19 protein-coding genes and 1 tRNA gene are annotated in these 17,974 nt (G+C 61.9%); 9 read left to right on the top strand and 11 right to left on the bottom strand.

Going from position 1 to position 17,974, the window contains the following annotated elements:
- Nucleotides 1-142 precede the first annotated feature (142 nt).
- Both HCN58_RS07540 and HCN58_RS07535 read left to right on the top strand, forming a co-directional pair.
- Entirely contained in the window at nt 143-370 is a 228-nt protein-coding gene (locus HCN58_RS07540; protein WP_171578744.1) for an AbrB/MazE/SpoVT family DNA-binding domain-containing protein, read from the top strand.
- 3 nt (nt 371-373) lie between these two features.
- Nucleotides 374-790: a type II toxin-antitoxin system VapC family toxin gene (locus HCN58_RS07535; protein ID WP_171578743.1), complete on the top strand. Its 417-nt coding sequence runs from the start codon at nt 374-376 to the stop codon at nt 788-790.
- A 269-nt stretch (nt 791-1,059) separates the two neighbouring features.
- On the opposite strand, the gene HCN58_RS07530 is transcribed toward HCN58_RS07535, so the two are convergent.
- The 4 genes from HCN58_RS07530 to HCN58_RS07515 form a co-directional block, all read right to left on the bottom strand.
- Nucleotides 1,060-2,502 (bottom strand): ammonium transporter, encoded by a 1,443-nt coding sequence (locus HCN58_RS07530; protein WP_171578742.1) that lies wholly within the window; start codon nt 2,500-2,502, stop codon nt 1,060-1,062.
- Nucleotides 2,503-2,540: 38 nt separating this feature from the next.
- Complete coding sequence (locus tag HCN58_RS07525) at nt 2,541-2,879, bottom strand: P-II family nitrogen regulator (RefSeq protein ID WP_008142813.1); 339 nt, start codon at nt 2,877-2,879, stop codon at nt 2,541-2,543.
- 307 nt (nt 2,880-3,186) lie between these two features.
- Nucleotides 3,187-4,494 (bottom strand): ammonium transporter, encoded by a 1,308-nt coding sequence (locus HCN58_RS07520; protein ID WP_171578741.1) that lies wholly within the window; start codon nt 4,492-4,494, stop codon nt 3,187-3,189.
- Between the two features lie 91 nt (nt 4,495-4,585).
- Nucleotides 4,586-4,924: a P-II family nitrogen regulator gene (locus HCN58_RS07515; RefSeq protein WP_028348351.1), complete on the bottom strand. Its 339-nt coding sequence runs from the start codon at nt 4,922-4,924 to the stop codon at nt 4,586-4,588.
- A gap of 250 nt (nt 4,925-5,174) precedes the next feature.
- On the opposite strand from HCN58_RS07515, the gene HCN58_RS07510 reads away from it, so the two are divergent.
- Nucleotides 5,175-6,062, top strand: coding sequence for a DUF4339 domain-containing protein (locus HCN58_RS07510; protein ID WP_171578740.1), 888 nt, complete (start codon nt 5,175-5,177; stop codon nt 6,060-6,062).
- A 3-nt stretch (nt 6,063-6,065) separates the two neighbouring features.
- Here the strand turns inward: HCN58_RS07510 and tesB are convergent, their stop codons facing one another.
- Nucleotides 6,066-6,926 (bottom strand): acyl-CoA thioesterase II, encoded by an 861-nt coding sequence (tesB, locus tag HCN58_RS07505; protein ID WP_171578739.1) that lies wholly within the window; start codon nt 6,924-6,926, stop codon nt 6,066-6,068.
- Between the two features lie 212 nt (nt 6,927-7,138).
- Between tesB and HCN58_RS07500 the strand changes: the two genes are divergently transcribed.
- Nucleotides 7,139-8,356 (top strand): ubiquinone biosynthesis hydroxylase, encoded by a 1,218-nt coding sequence (locus HCN58_RS07500; protein ID WP_171578738.1) that lies wholly within the window; start codon nt 7,139-7,141, stop codon nt 8,354-8,356.
- Nucleotides 8,357-8,457: 101 nt separating this feature from the next.
- Here the strand turns inward: HCN58_RS07500 and HCN58_RS07495 are convergent, their stop codons facing one another.
- Nucleotides 8,458-8,655: a Trm112 family protein gene (locus HCN58_RS07495; RefSeq protein WP_171578737.1), complete on the bottom strand. Its 198-nt coding sequence runs from the start codon at nt 8,653-8,655 to the stop codon at nt 8,458-8,460.
- Nucleotides 8,656-8,704: 49 nt separating this feature from the next.
- Nucleotides 8,705-9,241: a TetR/AcrR family transcriptional regulator gene (locus HCN58_RS07490; protein WP_171578736.1), complete on the bottom strand. Its 537-nt coding sequence runs from the start codon at nt 9,239-9,241 to the stop codon at nt 8,705-8,707.
- A gap of 92 nt (nt 9,242-9,333) precedes the next feature.
- Between HCN58_RS07490 and HCN58_RS07485 the strand changes: the two genes are divergently transcribed.
- Nucleotides 9,334-9,684 carry a hypothetical protein gene (locus tag HCN58_RS07485; RefSeq protein WP_171578735.1) on the top strand — a complete coding sequence of 117 codons (351 nt, stop codon included), beginning with the start codon at nt 9,334-9,336 and terminating at the stop codon, nt 9,682-9,684.
- Nucleotides 9,685-9,688: 4 nt separating this feature from the next.
- Here the strand turns inward: HCN58_RS07485 and HCN58_RS07480 are convergent, their stop codons facing one another.
- Together HCN58_RS07480 and trxA are read right to left on the bottom strand one after the other, a co-directional pair.
- Complete coding sequence (locus HCN58_RS07480) at nt 9,689-10,363, bottom strand: LON peptidase substrate-binding domain-containing protein (RefSeq protein ID WP_171578734.1); 675 nt, start codon at nt 10,361-10,363, stop codon at nt 9,689-9,691.
- Nucleotides 10,364-10,439: 76 nt separating this feature from the next.
- Nucleotides 10,440-11,363 carry a thioredoxin gene (trxA, locus tag HCN58_RS07475; RefSeq protein WP_171578733.1) on the bottom strand — a complete coding sequence of 308 codons (924 nt, stop codon included), beginning with the start codon at nt 11,361-11,363 and terminating at the stop codon, nt 10,440-10,442.
- Between the two features lie 105 nt (nt 11,364-11,468).
- Between trxA and HCN58_RS07470 the strand changes: the two genes are divergently transcribed.
- On the top strand, nt 11,469-11,717 hold the full coding sequence (locus HCN58_RS07470) for a hypothetical protein (protein WP_171578732.1): 249 nt from the start codon (nt 11,469-11,471) through the stop codon (nt 11,715-11,717).
- 112 nt (nt 11,718-11,829) lie between these two features.
- Nucleotides 11,830-11,904: transfer RNA gene (locus tag HCN58_RS07465), tRNA-Gly, on the top strand.
- A gap of 101 nt (nt 11,905-12,005) precedes the next feature.
- Here HCN58_RS07465 and HCN58_RS07460 read toward each other — a convergent pair.
- Entirely contained in the window at nt 12,006-14,645 is a 2,640-nt protein-coding gene (locus HCN58_RS07460; protein ID WP_171578731.1) for a T6SS phospholipase effector Tle1-like catalytic domain-containing protein, read from the bottom strand.
- Between the two features lie 422 nt (nt 14,646-15,067).
- Here HCN58_RS07460 and HCN58_RS07455 point away from each other — a divergent pair, with 422 nt between their 5' ends.
- Nucleotides 15,068-16,330 (top strand): PQQ-dependent sugar dehydrogenase, encoded by a 1,263-nt coding sequence (locus HCN58_RS07455; RefSeq protein ID WP_171578730.1) that lies wholly within the window; start codon nt 15,068-15,070, stop codon nt 16,328-16,330.
- Between the two features lie 86 nt (nt 16,331-16,416).
- Nucleotides 16,417-16,998 (top strand): c-type cytochrome, encoded by a 582-nt coding sequence (locus HCN58_RS07450; protein WP_171578729.1) that lies wholly within the window; start codon nt 16,417-16,419, stop codon nt 16,996-16,998.
- Between the two features lie 50 nt (nt 16,999-17,048).
- Here the strand turns inward: HCN58_RS07450 and panE are convergent, their stop codons facing one another.
- Nucleotides 17,049-17,972 carry a 2-dehydropantoate 2-reductase gene (gene panE, locus HCN58_RS07445; RefSeq protein WP_171578728.1) on the bottom strand — a complete coding sequence of 308 codons (924 nt, stop codon included), beginning with the start codon at nt 17,970-17,972 and terminating at the stop codon, nt 17,049-17,051.
- Between the last annotated feature and the right edge of the window lie 2 nt (nt 17,973-17,974).

The raw sequence follows: 17,974 nt of genomic DNA, 5'->3' as shown, positions 1-17,974 counted from the left end.
GGGCTTAAGTGAACCCCGGAAACCCATCAAACCACCATAGATACGGCGAGGTTAAGACGCGATTAACCATCGGCCGGTCTGGACAATTTGCGCCGGTATTACCATATTTTGAGCAGGTATTACCGAGGCCGGAGAGGCTCCAATGGCAACGACAGTTACGAGTAAGGGCCAGGTGACCATACCCAAGCCGGTACGTGAGCATCTCGGGATCGTTCCGGGAAGCAAGGTTGAGTTCCGATGTGCGGCCGACGGCAGCATCGTGATCGAAAAAGCCGATACACGCGAGCCCAGCCGTTTTGCCAAACTGGTTGGTATCGTCGGCCCGGGTCTTTCCACGGAGGAGATCATGGCGATCACGCGCGGGGATTAGCGCGTGACGCTCGTAGATTCCAACGTCCTGCTCGACATCTTTATCCAGACTCCGGGCTGGTGGGAGTGGTCGCTTGCACGTCTGGAGGACGCCGCCCGCGAAGGTCCGCTGCTGATCAATGACGTAATTTTCGCTGAAACCTCCACTCGCTTTCCGGTGATCGAAGATTTCGAGGCAGCCTTGTCGCAAGCAGGCATCACCGTCGCGCCGACACCGAGAATGGCGCTGTTCCTTGCAGGTAAAACCTCCGTTCAGTACCGCAGCGCGGGCGGCGCCCGCAGCGGCGTACTGCCGGATTTTTTTATTGGCGCTCATGCGGCGGTCGAACAGCTTCCGCTTTTGACACGTGATACGCGCCGCTATCGAACCTACTTTCCGACCGTGACGTTGATCGCACCGAACAGCGAGACAGGCGCGTAGCCGGAGGCCTACCGCGCCGATAGCCGCTCAAAGCTCGGCATGCCCCTCGGGGATGTGGTGGAAGGGCTGCCCGTCGAAGGCGTAGATCGGACGGCCCGCACCCGGTTTGAAAACACCTCCTCGGGCGAGGCCAAGCCACAAAAAGAACAAGCCACAAAAAGAAAGGGGCTCCAACTTGCGCTGGAGCCCCTCAACGGTCAGGGCATTGCCGGGTATGTGCCCGAACCGGAGTTGTGGATGCGACCTAAAGAGATCGCACCCCGGAGAACTTACATGTTGTAGGCGCGCTCGGTGTGCTCGGTGACGTCGAGCCCTTCACGTTCGGTCTCGACATTGACGCGCAGGCCGACGATCACATCGACCACCTTATAGAGGATCGCCGAGCCGATGCCCGACCACACCAGCGTGGTGCAGACGCCCCACAGCTGCGAGGTCATTTGCGCAACGAAGTCATAGTCGCCGATTTTGCCCGCGGCGTAGTCCATGACACCGGTACCGCCGAGCGCCGGATTTACCAGGATGCCGGTACCAAGCGCGCCGACGATGCCGCCGATGCAGTGGACGCCGAACACGTCGAGCGAGTCGTCATAGCCGAGCGAGTTCTTCACCACAGTGCAGAAGAACAAGCAGACGACGCCGACCACGAGGCCGAGCACGATTGCCCCCATCGGACCGGCGTAGCCGGCCGCCGGCGTGACCGCGACGAGGCCCGCCACCGCGCCCGACAGCGCGCCGAGCACCGAGGGGTGGCCCTTCACGATCCATTCCGCGAACATCCAGGCCATCGCCGCCGCTGCGGTTGCAACGAAGGAGTTGGTCATGGCGAGCGCGGCGCCGCCGGAGGCCTCGAGGTTCGATCCGGCGTTGAAGCCGAACCAGCCGACCCAGAGCAGCGAAGCGCCGATCATGGTCATGGTGAGGGAGTGCGGGGCCATCAGTTCCTTGCCGTAACCGACGCGCTTGCCGATCAGGAGCGCACCGACCAGACCGGCGATGCCGGCGTTAATGTGCACCACGGTGCCGCCCGCGAAGTCGATCGCACCCTTCTTGAAGATCCAGCCGGCGTCGGCGTTGATCTCGTCGAGCTTGGCTTGCGCCGCGGTCTTGGCAGCGCCATCAGCCGCAGCGGCAAGCGCCTTGGCGGCATCGGTGATCGCATCCGGACCAGCCCAGTACCAGACCATGTGGGCGATCGGGAAATAGATCAGCGTGACCCAGAGCGGGATGAACAGCGCGATCGCCGAGAACTTCATGCGTTCGGCGAACGCGCCGACGATGAGGGCGGGGGTGATCGCCGCGAAAGTCATCTGAAAGCAGACATAGACCAGCTCCGAGATGTTGGCGTCGACGCTGAAGGTCGCGGCCTTCGAGTCGGTGGTCACGCCCATCAGGAACGCCTTGGAGAAGCCGCCGATGAAGTCGGACCCGCCGGTGAAGGCAAGGCTGTAGCCGTAGAGCGCCCAGAGCAGGGTCACGATGCAGACGGTGTAGAATACCTGCATCAACACGGAGAGCATGTTCTTGGAGCGGACGAGACCGCCATAGAACAGCGCCAGGCCCGGAATCGTCATCAACAGAACCAGCACCGTCGACGTCAACATCCAGGCGTTATCGCCCTTGTTGACGGTCGGCTCGGCGTAGGCAGCGGTCGCGGCGAACAGGCCGACTACGAGGGCCGCCAATCCCGCGCTATAGGGACGTTTAAACGTCATTTGGTTTCACTCCTGAGTGGTAAGATTTGTGCGCGAAATCAGAGGGCCGCGGCATCTGCCTCGCCGGTGCGGATGCGAACCGCATGGTCGAGGTTGATGACGAAGATCTTGCCGTCGCCGATCTGTCCGGTCTTGGCGGCTGATGTGATGGCGTCGATGGTCTTGTCGACCTGGTCCGAGGCGACGGCAACCTCGATCTTTATCTTGGGCAGAAAGCTCACGGCGTATTCGGCGCCGCGATAGATTTCGGTGTGGCCCTTCTGGCGGCCATAACCTTTGACTTCCGTCACGGTGAGACCGTGAACGCCAATGGCGGTCAGAGCGTCCCGGACTTCTTCGAGTTTGAATGGCTTGATGATCGCCATAACAATTTTCATGGGTCTTGGTCCCCGCTTGGGCCCGGGTCAGCGGACCGGGCGTTCTCGACTGAGGTTCACCACGCGGAGATGTTCACTACGCGGGCACAGCCGGGACCCTTAGAATCAAATGCCGTGCCAGATCGCGATCGCTCCCTAACAGATTATGAATCCGGACCTTTTCGCCCTCCGCGGGGATTGCATCTTCCTGCGCCATTCCGTCGCGCCCAAATCGTAATCAGGCCTGCTCAAATCGTGGGCAGAGCCTGACGGTCGGACGCAATCGTGCTCAGCAGCAGGGCAAGAAAACGGTAATTGGGTGGGCGGCCTATTGCAGGGCTTCGCCATGCTGCGAGATGTCGAGGCCTTCCAGCTCCTGCTGCAATGACACCCGCAGCGGCGCGAACACGCCCACCAGCTTGAGCAGCACAAAGGTGACGCCGCCGGACCAGACGAAGGTAACCGCGATGCCGTAGAGCTGGGTCAGCACCTGTTGCGGATTGCCCTCGATCAGGCCCGGGGTGCCGCCGATCGCGTTCACCGCGAAGACGCCGGCGAGGAATGTGCCGGTCAATCCCCCGATGCCGTGGACGCCGAACACGTCGAGCGAGTCGTCATATTTGAAGCGCTGCTTGAGCCAGGTGCAGGCCCAGAAGCAGAGCGTTCCTGCCACGATGCCGATCAAGACGCCGTGCCACGGCGCAACAAATCCGGAGGCCGGCGTGATTGTGCCAAGGCCCGCGACCGCGCCCGAGATCATGCCCAGTACCGAGGGTTTGCGTCGTGTCGCCCATTCGATTGCGGCCCAGGTGAGCGCGCCGGCGCAGGCGGCCAGGTGCGTCGCGGTGATCGCCATGACCGCACGCGAATTCGCGGCCAGTGCCGAGCCGCCGTTGAAGCCGAACCAGCCGACCCACAACAATCCGGTGCCGATCACGGCGAGCGAGAGGTCGAACGGCGCGAGGTTCTCGCTGCCATAGCCGTGACGCCGGCCCATCACCGTCGCGGCGACCAGCCCGCCTACGCCGGCGGAAAGATGCACGACAAGGCCACCGGCGAAATCCAGCACGCCCATGGTCCCAAGGAATCCGCCGCCCCATACCCAGTGCGCGAGCGGCACATAGACGAACATGAACCAGCCGACGGAGAACAGGAGATAGGCTGAGAACCGCATTCGGTCGGCCACCGCGCCCGCCACCAGCGCCACCGTGATGATCGCAAACGTCATCTGGTACAGCATGAAAAGCGCTTCCGGAATCGTCTTCGCCGCCGGGTTGACGCTCTCCATCGTCATTCCGACCAAAAACCAGCGATCGAGCGTGCCGATCCAGGCGCCGTCGCCGACGAAGGCGAGCGAGTAACCGAACGCCACCCAGAGAATCGAGATGATCGCGACGGCGGCGAGGCTCTGCGCCATGGTCGCCAGCACGTTCTTTTTGCGCACCATGCCGGAATAGAACAGCGCCAGGCCCGGTATCGTCATCATCAGCACCAGCGCGGTGGCGACGATCATCCACGCGGTGTCGGCGGCGTTGATGGTAGACGTCTCGGCTAGAGCCGGCGTAGTGAGCGCAAAGCTCGCCGCAAGCGTGATGAACGCAGCACTGCCTGCTGCACGATACGATGGTGCCCCCATAAAATTCCCCCGGCCTGTTGTCGTTTCGTCGCCGCTTTTTGGCTTCGCGCGTTCAGCGTCGTTGCCGCCGCGCCTTGAATTCGGTGATGTCTCAGAGCGCGTCGCTATCGGTCTCGCCGGTGCGGATTCTCAGCGCATGGTCGATCGGCGTGACGAAGATCTTGCCGTCGCCGATCTGCCCGGTACGCGCGTTCGCGGTAATGACCTCGACCGCCTTGTCCGCAACATCCGAGGCGACCGCGATTTCGATTCGGAGCTTGGGCAGGAAGTTCACCACATACTCTGCGCCCCGATAGATTTCGGTGTGGCCCTTCTGCCGGCCGTAGCCCTTGACCTCGGTCACCGTCATGCCGTGGACGCCGATGGCCGTCAGCGCCTGGCGTACCTCGTCAAGCTTGAAAGGTTTGATGATCGCGACGACGAGTTTCATGGTCAGGCCTTCATTTCTCTGGGGTATTTTTTTGAGCACGCGGCAGGCTGGGTGCCCCGACGGCGGACCGCCGATCCAAATCTGGCATCTTTCTGGGCAAATGGCACAAAAAAGTTGCAGGTAGAAGGGGAAAACATTTCGAGCTGGTGACATCGATCACTGTACAGGCACCTGTAACGTCCGCCAAAATGCGGTTTCACCCCCAGCCGCCCGCCGGCTACCTCCATTTTCCACGGGTCAAGGAAATAAAATGTCGAACCGATCGTGGTTTTATGCAGCCAACGGCCAGCAACAGGGCCCTTATCCGGAGGCTCAGCTTCGCGACCTCATTACCCGCGGCGTGGTCGGGGCGGATACGCTGGTCTGGAGCGAAGGAATGTCGGGCTGGCAGCGGGCAGCAGAAATCCCGGGGATGATCCCCGGCGGATCAGGCCCGCCATCTTTCGCGCAGCCCGGCGGCCCGCCACAAATGGCTGCAAGCTATAGCGGAGGCCCGCTGTCGATCGACTTCGGAATTCTGGAGTTCGTCTGGCGCAGCCTCGTGCTCGTGCTCGGTCTCATCTTCATCATCCCAGGACCGTGGGTCCTGGTGTGGTACACCAAGTGGATTATTTCGTGCGTGAAGGTGCCGGGACGGCCGGACCTCGGCTTCGCAGGCGAGGCGATGACGATCGTTCCCTGGTATTTCGGAGCTGCCGTCGTTCTTATCGGCGTCGGCCTGACTGGCATCGAGTGGCTCAGCAATCTGGTCAATCTCGGGCAGCTGGTACTCTATTGGCTTTTCGTGAAGTGGTTGGTCGCGAACCTTTCGTCCAATGGGCAGCCGCTCGGGCTGAGCTTCTCCGGTTCGGTCTGGGCCTATATCGGATGGTCAATTCTGGCTGTGATCTCCGTCATCACGATTGTCGGGTGGGCTTGGGTCTACGTCGCCTGGCTGCGATGGTTTTGCCGGAACATCCAGGGCACGCGGCGTGAAGTCCTCTTCATCGGCAGCGGACTGGAATTTCTGTGGCGCGCGATCGTGGCTGTGATCGGCTTCTTCTTCATCATCCCGATACCTTGGGTGTATCGGTGGATGTCGCAGTGGCTTGCGTCGCAGACTGTTTTGGCGGAGCGCGGCGCGAGCGTGGAGGCGTAAGCCTCACTTGCGCTGGCGCACCGAGCCTTCCTGGGCGACCGACGCCACCAGTGTGCCGTCAGGCTTGAAGATCAGGCCGCGGGTCAATCCGCGGCCGTCTTGCGCGCTCGGCGAATCCTGCGCGTAGAGCAGCCATTCGTCGGCGCGGAACGGCCGGTGAAACCACATCGCGTGGTCGAGGCTTGCCGGCATCATGCGCTTGTCAAACAGCGTGCGGCCGTAGCGCGCCATCACCGCGTCGAGCAGCGAGAAATCCGATGCATAGGCCAGTGCGCACATGTGCAGCGCCGGATCGTCGGGCAACTTGGCCGCCGTCCGGATCCAGACATGGATGCGCCCGTCGTCGATCTTCTGGCCGAAATAACGGCCGAGCTCGACCGGGCGCAGTTCGATCGGCCGGTCGGATTCGTAATAGCGGCGGATGAATTCCGGCATCTCGCGGAACATCGGCTGCTTCGCCACTTCCTCCGCCGTGAGTTTCTCCGGGGGCGGCACGTCAGGCATTTTATCCTGATGGTCGAAAGCGCCTTCCTCCTCGGCATGAAAAGAAACCATGATGGAGAAGATCGCATTGCCGTGTTGGATCGCGGTGACGCGCCTTGTCGAATAGCTCTTGCCGTCGCGTAAGCGTTCGACCTCGTAGATGATCGGAATCTGCGGATCGCCGGGCAGGATGAAATAGCAATGGATCGAATGCGGCAGGCGCCCCTCGACGGTGCGGCAGGCCGCGACCATGGCCTGCCCGATCACCTGTCCGCCGAACACCCGCTGCCAACTCGTCTTCGGGCTGTTGCCGCGGAACAGATTCACCTCGAGCGGCTCCAGATCGAGGATGGAAATCAGGTCAATCAGGCCTTTGGACATGGTCTGCTTTCAATTCGTGGAGGCGCCGTCATTCCGGGGGCGCCTCGAAGAGGCGAACCCGGAATCTCGTGCCAAAACCTCTGGATTCCGAGCTCGCGCTGGCGCGCGCCCCGGAATGACGGTCTGGTTAAGGACCTTGCTTCTTGGCCCTGTTTCGCTCAGCTAATATCAGGTAGCAAGTCTGGTCTGAGGGCGTAACCGGGACGGATCGCATGGCCGCACAGCGAAGTATCGTCATCTGCGGCGGCGCCTTTGCCGGGCTGGCGCTAGCGCTGGCGCTCCGCCAAGGCCTTGGCGCGGAGATTCCCGTTGTCGTCGCCGATCCCGCGCTCGGGGTGCGGCCGAGCCGCGACCCACGCGCGACCGCCATTGTGGCCGCCTGCCGGCGGCTGTTCGAGACGCTTGGCGTCTGGAAACAGGTATCGGATTCGCAAGCCATCCTCGACATGGTCGTTACCGATTCCCGGTTGGATGACGCGACGCGCCCGGTATTCCTGACGTTTGCGGGAGACGTCGAACCCGGCGAGCCGTTTGCGCACATGGTCGAGAATCGCCGCCTGATCGACGCGCTGGTGGAGCGCGCCGAGGCCGATGGCATCGATCTGCGGGCTACCGCCGTTTCGACCTATGATTCACGTTCCGACGGCGTCACGGTGACGCTCGCCGACGGCGCTGTCATCGAAGCAAGCCTGCTGGTCGCCGCCGACGGCGCGCGCTCAAGACTGCGCGAGCGCGCCGGCATTGCTACCCATGGCTGGGACTACGATCAATCCGGCATCGTGGTCACCGTCGGCCATGAGCGGGATCATCACGGCCGCGCCGAAGAGCATTTTCTTCCCGCAGGCCCGTTCGCGATCCTGCCGCTGACCGGAAAGCGTTCATCGCTGGTGTGGACCGAGAGCCGCACCGAGGCGGTGCGCATCACTGCACTCAGCGAAGCCGAATTCCACGATGAACTCGAGAAGCGCTTCGGGCTGCACCTCGGCGAGATCAAGGCGCTCGACAAGCCACGGGCATTTCCGCTCGGCTATTTCGTCGCACGCTCATTCATCGCCGAGCGGCTGGCACTGGTCGGCGATGCCGCGCATGTGATTCATCCGATCGCAGGGCAGGGGCTCAATATGGGCCTGAAGGACGTCGCCGCGCTGGCCGAAGTCGTGGTCGACGCGGCCCGGCTCGGCATTGATCCCGGGCAGGCCGACGTGCTCGACCGCTACCAGCGCTGGCGGCGGTTCGACACCATGGCAATGGGCGTTGCGACCAACTCGCTGAATTTTCTGTTCTCGAACGAATCAACGCTGCTGCGCACCGTCCGCGATATCGGGCTCGGCCTCGTCGACCGGGCGCCGCCGCTGAAAAACTTCTTCATCCGCCAGGCGGCAGGATTGTCGGGCGAGGTGCCGAGGCTGTTGAAGGGCGAGGCGCTGTAAAGCCGTTCGTAGCTGGATGAAGCGAAGCGAAATTCGGGATAAGTCTTGCGGCTTGCGAAACCTCGGATTGCGCTTCGCTTCATCCGGCTACAACAGATTTATCACTCGATCTTCCGAGCCTCTTCCGGCAGCATGATCGGGATGCCGTCGCGGATCGGATAGGCGAGCTTGGCGGAACGCGAAATCAGTTCCTGCCGGCTCGAATCGAATTCGAGCGGACCCTTGGTCACCGGACAGACCAGGATCTCCAGCAGCTTTGGATCGACGGTGCCGTCGAGGCGTTCGGGCGGGGCGTTCATTTGCTCTCTCCGGACTGACGTGGTCCTTAGCCTATAAGATCGCGTGATGTCATGACGCCGACATCCGCACCAGTTCATCGACCACGGCCTGCTGCCGTGCCTTCGGCAACGACTGATCCGATAGCGCAAAGCCGAGAAACGCCCAATAGAAAATTTGAGCACGGGCGCGGGCGATCTCCGCCGATAATCCGGACTGCGTCAGAAGGCCCTCCACATAACTCAGCCGGCGCCGGTCGATTGCCTGCACGGCGGAGCGGGCGGCGGAATCGACGCTCGCCCAGGTGCGGACCGCCCGTTCCAGCATCAGCCGTTCGCCGAAGACGCGGCGCAGCAGCAGCGCGAGCGGGTTGTCGTCCTTCGAAGCCGCCTCGACATTGGCGATGATCTGCTCGGCCGCGACCTCATGCCAGCGCGCGAGGACAGCGGCATGGAACGCGCCGATATCGGCGAAATGCCAATAGAAGCTGCCGCGCGACACTCCCATCGCCTTGGCCAAAGGCTCCGCCTTCAGCGCAGTGAAGCCACGGGTCGCCAACGTCTTTAGGCCCTGATCGAGCCAGTCCTTTTCCGATAGTTGATCGCTCATGCCCGGTTCCGCGATATCGTCACCATACACCACTGTATTGACAAGCGCCAGAATGCAGCCCATAGCCATACAGTACTGTATGGAGAGCTGCGATGCGCGATCTCGTTCTGCAATGCGCCGGCGTCGCCGGAATTGCGGTGGCCTTGATTCATGGCGCGCTGGGGGAAACCAAGATGTTTGCCAGGGCGACTATCCAGCCTGAAAGCCTGCGGACCCTCATCCGCCTCGTATGGCAGACGGGTACGGTGGCCTGGATCGGCGGTGGCGTGCTGCTGATTGCCGCGCCCTCGTTTGGATCGGAGAGCGCGCGGCACTGGATCGTCGCAACGATCGTCGCAGTCTACGCCTTTGCCGCCGCCGTCAATGCGTGGTGGTCGCGCGGCCGCGGCTTCGGCTGGAAAGCGCTCGCGGCGGTCGTCGTGCTCGCGGTGGCGGGGTATTAGAGGCTTACTGCAGCCCGGTGTCGCCGCTGGTGCGCTTCTTGGCGAGGTCCATTTCGGTCACCGCGATCAGGATCTCGGCGCGGGTTTTCAGGTCGGGTGCCTCCAGCATCGCCTGCTTCTCTGCCGGACCATAGGGCGACATCATGGCGAGCGCGTTGACCAGTGCCTCGTTCGGCGCGCTCTCGATGCCCTCCCAATCCACCTTCAGATTGTTGGCCTGGAGAAAATCGTTCAGCACGTCGAGCAGGGCCGTGCGATCGACTTCCTCTTCGCCTTTGCGCGCGACGAAATCGTCGGCATAGGGGAAGAAGTCCACCTTGCATTGCCGGTACGCGGTCAGCGCTGCGATTTCATCGACCACCTTGAAGCGAGCAACCCCGGTCAATTCGAGGATGTAGCGGCCGTCGCCGGATTCGGCGAGCTGGGTAATGCGGCCGACGCAGCCGACCTGGAACAGCACCGGCCGGGCTTCGTCTGTGGTGTGGGAAATATCCGGCTGAATCATCCCGATCAGCCGGTGGCCGTCGCGCAGCGCATCGTCCACCATCGCCAGATAGCGCGGCTCGAAAATGTTGAGCGGCATCTGGCCGCGCGGCAGCAACAGCGCGCCCGGCAACGGAAACACCGGAATGATTTCGGGAAGCTCGCCGGGTCCGCGATATTCGGCATTGATCGGCATCTGCAGTCCCGGTCAGCTTATTGGTTTGGCGCGAGTTCTCTTCACAAAACCACGTCCCACGCGTGTGGAATACGTCCTACGAGAAAAGAATCGTCGACAGTCGCTTTCGTCCCTCGACGGTTGCTTCGTCGGTGCCGCCCCACGCCTCGAAGAACTGCACGAGCTGCTTGCGCGCGCCATCATCGTTCCATTTTCGATCGCGCTTGACGATTTCCAGCAACTGATTGGTCGCTTCCGTGCGCTTGCCGATCGCGTTGAGCGCGGTCGCCAGGTCGAATCGCGCCTGATGGTCGAGCGGGTTTGCGGCAACCTTTTGTTCGAGCTCGGTCACCGGGCCGACCGCCTGGGCCTGCTCGGCAAGATCGATCGAAGCCTGCACCGCCTTGACGGCGGCGTCGTTGCGTTTCGATTCCGGCACCATCGCAAGGGTCTGCTTGGCCTGTTCGATCGCGCCCGTCGTCACATAGCATTTTGCCAGTCCCGCGAGCGCCGCGATATTGGTCGCATCGAAGCCGAGCACCTCGGCATAAATCTGGGCTGCCGCGGCAGGGTCGCCTTCCGCCAGCACGGCCTCGGCCTCCTGGAGAATTTCCGCGACATTGGGTTCGCCCGGCGCCGTCATGCCCTTGGTGAGCTTGTCGATGAAGGCGTTCACCTGGCTCTCCGGCACCGTGCCCATGAACCCGTCGGCGGGTTGGCCATTGACGAAAGCGATCACGGCCGGGATCGACTGAATGCCCATCTGGCCGGGAATGGCCGGATGGTGGTCGATATTCATCTTGACCAGCTTGACCTTCCCCTTGGCCGCGCGGACCGCCTTTTCGAGCACGGGCGTGAGCTGACGGCAGGGACCGCACCACTCCGCCCAGAAGTCGATCAGCACCGGCTGACGCTTCGATTCCTCGATGACATCCTTCACGAAGGTTTGGGTGGTCGTCTCCTTGATCAGATCGGGTGCTGCCTGCGGTGCTGGGCCGCCGCCCTGCTCAACTATCGTCACGGTATCCTCGCCTGATGTCTCGAGAAGGAACGCAGAATATTGGCTGCGGGGTCCGGCTGTTTCTAGCACGGTCCGGAACCAAGTTCTCGTTCGCTAGATGGCGGCTTGGCTGCAAAAATCAATTGGTCCGGGCTTCGCCGCTTTGTGCGTGTTCTGCTGACCGCGGAACATTCAGCGAATGAAGGGGGCGACTGCCGCTCCGGCCGGGCTTCGAACCGGCTGGGCGGCCCGGTGCCCGCCGCCGCGAATCGGGCTAATCGCGCGCTGGCAGATGATCTTGGGTTCCCGGCGATGGCCGACGGCGATAAACTCCATTTTGCCGTTGTTTCGGACGGATTTGGGTCTATTTGTTAAAGAAATCGGATTTATCCGGAAAAGCTTCGGACCGTGCGCGGACTGTTGCATTCGCAGTCCGCATTTGGCATAGGTCTGCCGTTGACGGCGAGTGATCGTCGCCATCTCGGATGCGGGTGTAGCTCAGTGGTAGAGCACGACCTTGCCAAGGTCGGGGTCGAGGGTTCGAGCCCCTTCGCCCGCTCCAGATTTTCTTCAATCGGCAACGCCGCTGATCCAACGAAGGCCGCCATTTTGGCGGCCTTTCGTTTGCCGCTGCGTGACAACGCGGATGCGCCCTCGGCAGGCTCACCTGGGAATGCGATAGACCCAGATCCTGGCCTTGCCGGAATTCAGATTGCGGAACAGGCCGGGGAAGATGCCGCTGACGGGCTGGTTCAGATAGACGAATAACTGCCCATCCCGGGTCGCCCTGAACTTCTCGTCGAGGCGGCCGTTCGCCGGCTCGGCGTCAATGAAGTTCTCCTCGTTGCCGGTCTCGCCGTAGCGAAGGATAACGCGGCCAAAGGGCCGGTCGAGCGTACGCTTGAGTGGGTAAGCTGCCGCCAGCAAAGCGAATCGGCCCAGTGCGACGGTTGGATCGGTTACACCGTCCTTCTTCCAATCGGGCAGGAACGCGCGGAGCGGCATTCCGCCCGGGCCCGAACGCGCGCCGAGAAACGACCAGTCGCCATCCTTCTCCAGAATGAATTGATAATGTCCGCGCCTCTCGACCATGATGCCTACGGGCGTGCAAAGGTCGGCGGTGTCGAATGCGACGAAGTCGACGCCGCGGCACGCCGCCGACGTGCAGGAGCCCGGGAAACTGCCGTCGGGCGCCCGCTTGCACAGCTTCATGTCGTCCGGGTCGCAAACCTCAAGCGCGATCGGCTTTTCCGCCGGCTGGCAGAAGTGGCCAAGGCTGTCGCGAACGTTGAAAAGATAGTGGCTGGCGAAAGCGACGCCGCCGACCAGAAAGGTAACTGCAAAGAATGCAGGCGCGACCTTGAGTTTGATGTTGGTGAGCAATCGCCGGTAGGCATCCTTTAGTCTGAAGCGCGCGATGGTCCTGTCGCTGAGCAACATGGTGACCAGGATGGCAAAGGCGAAGAACTGGAAATAGGGATGGGTTATCCGGTCGATGAAGGTCTGCGGCGAAGCAGACAACTTTGGCAGGCTGTAGCCGGTCCAGCCGGGTATCGGATAGAGCGCGATAAACAGCAGGACGGCCAAGACCGCCGTTTGCGATGTGCTCGGACCGACCCGGGATTTGGCTTCGCCCTTGTGCAAGTCGACTTTAGCGAGGCTCACCCGCCACGCGCGGCGCATCTGGTCGGTGATTCGGTCCTTAAGGCCGGCGCTCAGCCACAGCAGCAGCGCGACAAGGCTGGCGCAAAGGACAAACCAGAGCGGCTCCCTCGCATAGGCATTGATCCAACGTGAAGCCGCGCCCGGCAAGGCGAGCCCGACCATGCGAATGAGGTCGGAGAGCGGCCGCAAGGGCGTGGTGAATTCGGCGGCTGCCGGCGCGGTAGATGTAAGCGGATAAGTCAGCAAATAGAGCGACGCGATGACGGTCAGGAAATAAATAATGCGCCGCCGCCAGATCGAACTTCCGACGACATGCTCCTGGGTAAACTCGCGCTGACCGGCGGAGGCCGTGCTCTCATATTTCGGTCTGCCCGGCGGGACGGTCAGCTTGTCCGGGGCGACGATCCTCTCGTCGTAGGTCAATATTTCATAGACCCGCGGCAGTGCGACTGGCGCATAGAGATGCGCATCGACGGAGATCCGGTCAAATACGCTTTCATGGATTTTCGGCATCGTAATCTTCACGCAATCGCGCCTGTCGTCGGAAAATCTCGTATCCGACAGCGCGGCGACGCTCCGTGGTCCATATCGGTAATAGCCGCCGAGCCCGTTGCGCGAATCGTAGATGCGGCCGTCCTTGTCCTGGGTCGACCGCACCCGCGCAAACGCGTCGGGATCGGCTCCCGGCGCCGCTTTCAAGGTGAGGCCGCGGCTGCGCGCCTCCGATAACATCCAGGTCAGCGACACATGGGCGAGTGAGTCATCCGGATATCCGCCGCCGACATTTGAGTGAACGCCGGCGAACCAGACCTGGGTGATCCGTTCCGAACTGGTTTTCCTCGTGCCGGTGACAACAGTTTCCGGACTCTCGTCCCACAACAGCGGGTGAAACGTGGTGCGTTCGTCGTCGAGCGAGAGCGCGTGGCATGCCTTGCGGACCAAGGGATGAAGCTGCCTGTCCGGCAGTTCGAGCGGCCATAGATAGCGGCTGACGCCGCGGGTCATTTCATCGACGGGCAGGCCGTAGGCGGCGACGGTGTCCCAGAGGCCGAGGAAGGCGATCTGATCGACCGGGCGCTCGTTCTTGTCGTGCTTGGCTGATACGAAGAGGTTGCGCAGCTTTCGAAATACCCATTCGACCTGAAACCGCGATTTGAACGTCTCTGCCCGGTGCGCACGGTAGGCCGCAGCGACCTTTCGATCGAGTTCTTCTTCGGTCTGGTACTTCACCAGGCCCTGTTCGCAAATCAGTCCGTTGACCACGCGGATGGTGAAGGCGCCCCGGCTGAACCCAAACGCAAAAATGTCGTCGCTCTGCCAAGGGCCGTATCTCTCCTCGCGACCCTCGGCCTTCGCAGCGGCAGCCTCGAGCGCCAGATAATCCAGATGCGAGCGATAATTGCGGCAGGCAAACTTATAGATGTCGAGCACGTTCCGCTTCAGGCCGAAGCCGAAGGCGCCACCAAGAATCGCGAACGGCTTAAAGGAGGAGGTGCCGACCCCGTCGTCATAGAACGCAATCTGCTGCGAACTCGTCAGGTCCAGCGATTCGAAAACGCGCCAGACATTGGTGCGCCAGACCTTGCCGGCAGAATTACCGGTACCGTCCGAGAGCAGGATGATCCGCTTGTTTGCCATACGGACGCTCGCTCAATCCGGCTGCGGGGGCCGACGTTTTGTCATGCCGAAGGGTTTCTCAGGCATTCATCCGCTCCTGTATGAAATGGGCCACAATTGCGTCGTTCGTTTATCACTTGGACCGACAACGCGCGCGGCCCACTTGATGTGGAACACCCCCCACTTGTGCGCCTTGCACTAAAGGGGGCGCGTTAGCCCGACACGATATTGCGATGCAGCGGGCGCAAGAGCGGATTAAGCGTCGCTTGGCAATCCGTCTCACAATCTGTCTTCGTCGGACTGAGCCGCGCGGCGCGCGCTTCTCTGCCGCAACGGATGTGCTACCATTTTCGGGTCTGCCACACCTCACCAGACCAAGTTCGCCTCTCGAACGTTCAAAATAATAACAGGCGCGGCCGTGAGGCCGCATAGGGAGTGACGCGATGAAATCGGCTTTCAATCGATCTATTCTTGCGCTCGCAGCAATCCTTGTTGTCGCGGGGGCCAGCCAGGCGCCCGCGCAACAGAAGGCCCTGAAGAAATATGAGTCCGGCACCAAGGACTTCTGGAATAATCCGCCGCCGGACTGGTTCCTCGGCGATGAGACCGAACAACAAAAGGGTCTCGCTCCACCGTCAGGCCCGCCGACCGGCGCCTCGGAAGCAGAACTGGCTGCGCTGATGAAGAAGATCAAGCTGCCGGACGGCTTCAAGATCGAAGTCTATGCCTCCAATGTATTGTCTGCTCGGCAGATGGCCTGGGGCGACAAGGGCACGCTGTTCGTCGGCTCGTTCGACCTCGGCAATGTCTACGCGATCAAGGATAATGGCGGCAAGAAAGAGGTGAAGACCGTCCTCAAAGGCCTCAAGATGCCGACCGGCCTCGCCTTTCTCGACGGCGCGCTCTACGTCATCGCAGTCGACAAGCTGATCAAATACGAAAACGCCGAGGCCAATCTCGACAACCTCGGCGCCGGCAAGGTGGTGTATGACGACATGCCGTCCTACATCGCCCATGGTTGGAAATACATCACCGTCGACAAGGATGGCTGGTTCTATCTCCCGTTCGGACCTCCCTTCAATATCGGCATTCCGCCGACAAGTGTTTCGCAGGTCCGCCGCGTCGATCCCAGGACCGGCAATGCCGAGATCTGGGCGCTCGGCGTCCGCAACAGCGTCGGCGGCGACATCGATCCACGCAGCGGGCGATACTGGTTCACGGAGAACGCCCGCGACTGGATCAGTGACGACATGCCGAGCGACAAGCTCAACATGATCTCCAGGATCGGCGAGCATTTCGGCTATCCCTATTGCCACCAGGGCGACATGCCGGACCCGAAATTCGCGATGGGTCACAAGTGTTCGGAATTCACGCCACCCGTCGTCAATCTGGGCGCGCACGTCGCGCCGCTCGGCATGAAGTTCTATACCGGCGATCAATTCCCGGCCGAGTACAAGAACAACATCCTGATTGCCGAACACGGCTCCTGGAACCGGCATAAGTACCAGGGCGCCCGGATCAAGCGGGTGATCGTCGATGCCGATGGCAAGAACGCCAAGCAGGAAATCTTTGCCTCCGGCTGGCTCGAAGGCGACCAGGGCTATCTCGGCCGCCCGAACGATATCCTGCTGGATAAGGACGGTTCGATCCTCGTGTCCGACGACTGGGCCGGTGCGATCTATCGCATCAGCTACACCAAGAAGTAGGATTTGTATTGGCAGAGGCTGCAGTTTGCCCGGGAACGGGTGGCCGCAGCCTTTGTTGTTTGATGGATAGAGCGGAGAGTAGTTGAATGCGAAGTGCATTGATGGGGTCGCTGCTGGCGCTCATGATCTGCGTGCCGTTCGCCCGCGCCGCCGATATCGCGGCCGGCAAGGCAAAAGCCGAGCTGTGCGTCGGCTGTCATGGCGAAGGCGGCATTTCGCAGATCGAGAACATTCCCTCGCTGGCGGCGCAGCCCGATCAATTCATCCAGTGGCAGCTCGTGTTCTTTCGTGCCGGCACCCGCAAGAACGAGCAAATGCAGCCGATCGTCGAACAACTCAACAACGAGGATATCCGCAACCTCGGCGCCTATTTCGCTTCGCTTGAGCCGCGGAAGGCATCGAAGCCTGACGACAATCCCGACTTGTCGAGGAAGGGCGCGCAGGCGGCCGCCGGCCGGCGCTGCGCCTCATGCCACACCGATAGCTACGCCGGCATCAAGGGGGTCGCCCGCATCGCTGGCCAGCGCGAGGAATACCTCGTCAAGGCGTTGCGCGAGTACAAATCGGGAGTGCGATCCGGCGGCGCCATGGCTGCGATGGCGGATGTTGCCTATTCCCTCAGCGAGGAAGAGATCGAAGCACTCGCGCATTATCTCGCGCATTTGTAAATGCTCGTCGTCCCTGCGTTCGCAGGGACGACCGAGATAGAGTCGGATGACTACGCGGAGCGCTGCTTCTCGTACGCCTTAAGATGCGTATAGGCGATGCGCAGCTTCGGCACCGGGATCTTGGCGGCATCGGCGCGCGCGACAAGATCGCCGATCACGTGATCGGCCTCCACCGGCAGTCCCGCCTTGATGTCGCGGAACATCGAGGCGGTCATCGGCGAGCCCTCGGTGGTCAACAGCCCGCTGGTGCGCTGGAAGAACGGGCCGGTCGGCTCGTAGCCCGACGCCTTTGCAATCGCGCTGCATTCGTCGAGCATGCCGAGCAGAAAATCCTTGCCGCCGGCGACCGCCAGGATATTGCCGACTGAGGTGCGCATCAGGCAGGTCGATGCTGCGAGCGAAGCGAGGAAGACCCACTTCTCCCACATGTCCTGCATGATGTGTTCGCTGGCCACGGCGCCGAACTTGCCACCGTCGAACACTCTTGCAATCGCGCGCACCCGCTCCGACATCGCGCCGTCGCGCTCACCAAAGTTGAGCGACTGCATCGGCGCGAGCTGCACCACCTCGCGGGCCTCGTTGAGCATCACCGCGATGGCGCAGAGGCCGCCGAGCACGCGCTCGGCTCCAAACTTCTTGTCCAGCACGTTGAGGTGCAGCATGCCGTTGAGCAGCGGGATGATTGCGGTTTGCGGCCCGACCGCAGGAGTAAAAGATTTGATCGCATCCTCCAGATCGAACGCCTTGCAGCTCAACAGCACGACGTCGAATTTCTTGGTGAGCTTGTCGGCCTGCACTGTCGGCGGGTTATCGAGCGTCACGTCGCCGCCGGGGCTCTTGATGACGAGACCTGCGCTCGCGAGTTCGGAAGCGCGCTTCGGCCGGACCAGGAAGGTCACGTCGTTTTCTGCCTGAAGCAGCCTGCCGCCAAAATAGCCGCCGATGGCGCCGGCCCCGACCACGAGAATACGCATGC

The organism is Bradyrhizobium australiense (assembly GCF_013114825.1).
In the GTDB taxonomy this organism is placed as follows: Bacteria; Pseudomonadota; Alphaproteobacteria; order Rhizobiales; family Xanthobacteraceae; genus Bradyrhizobium; species Bradyrhizobium australiense.
Note: the sequence above shows the minus strand (reverse complement) of the source record. Positions and strands in the feature narration are given on the sequence as shown.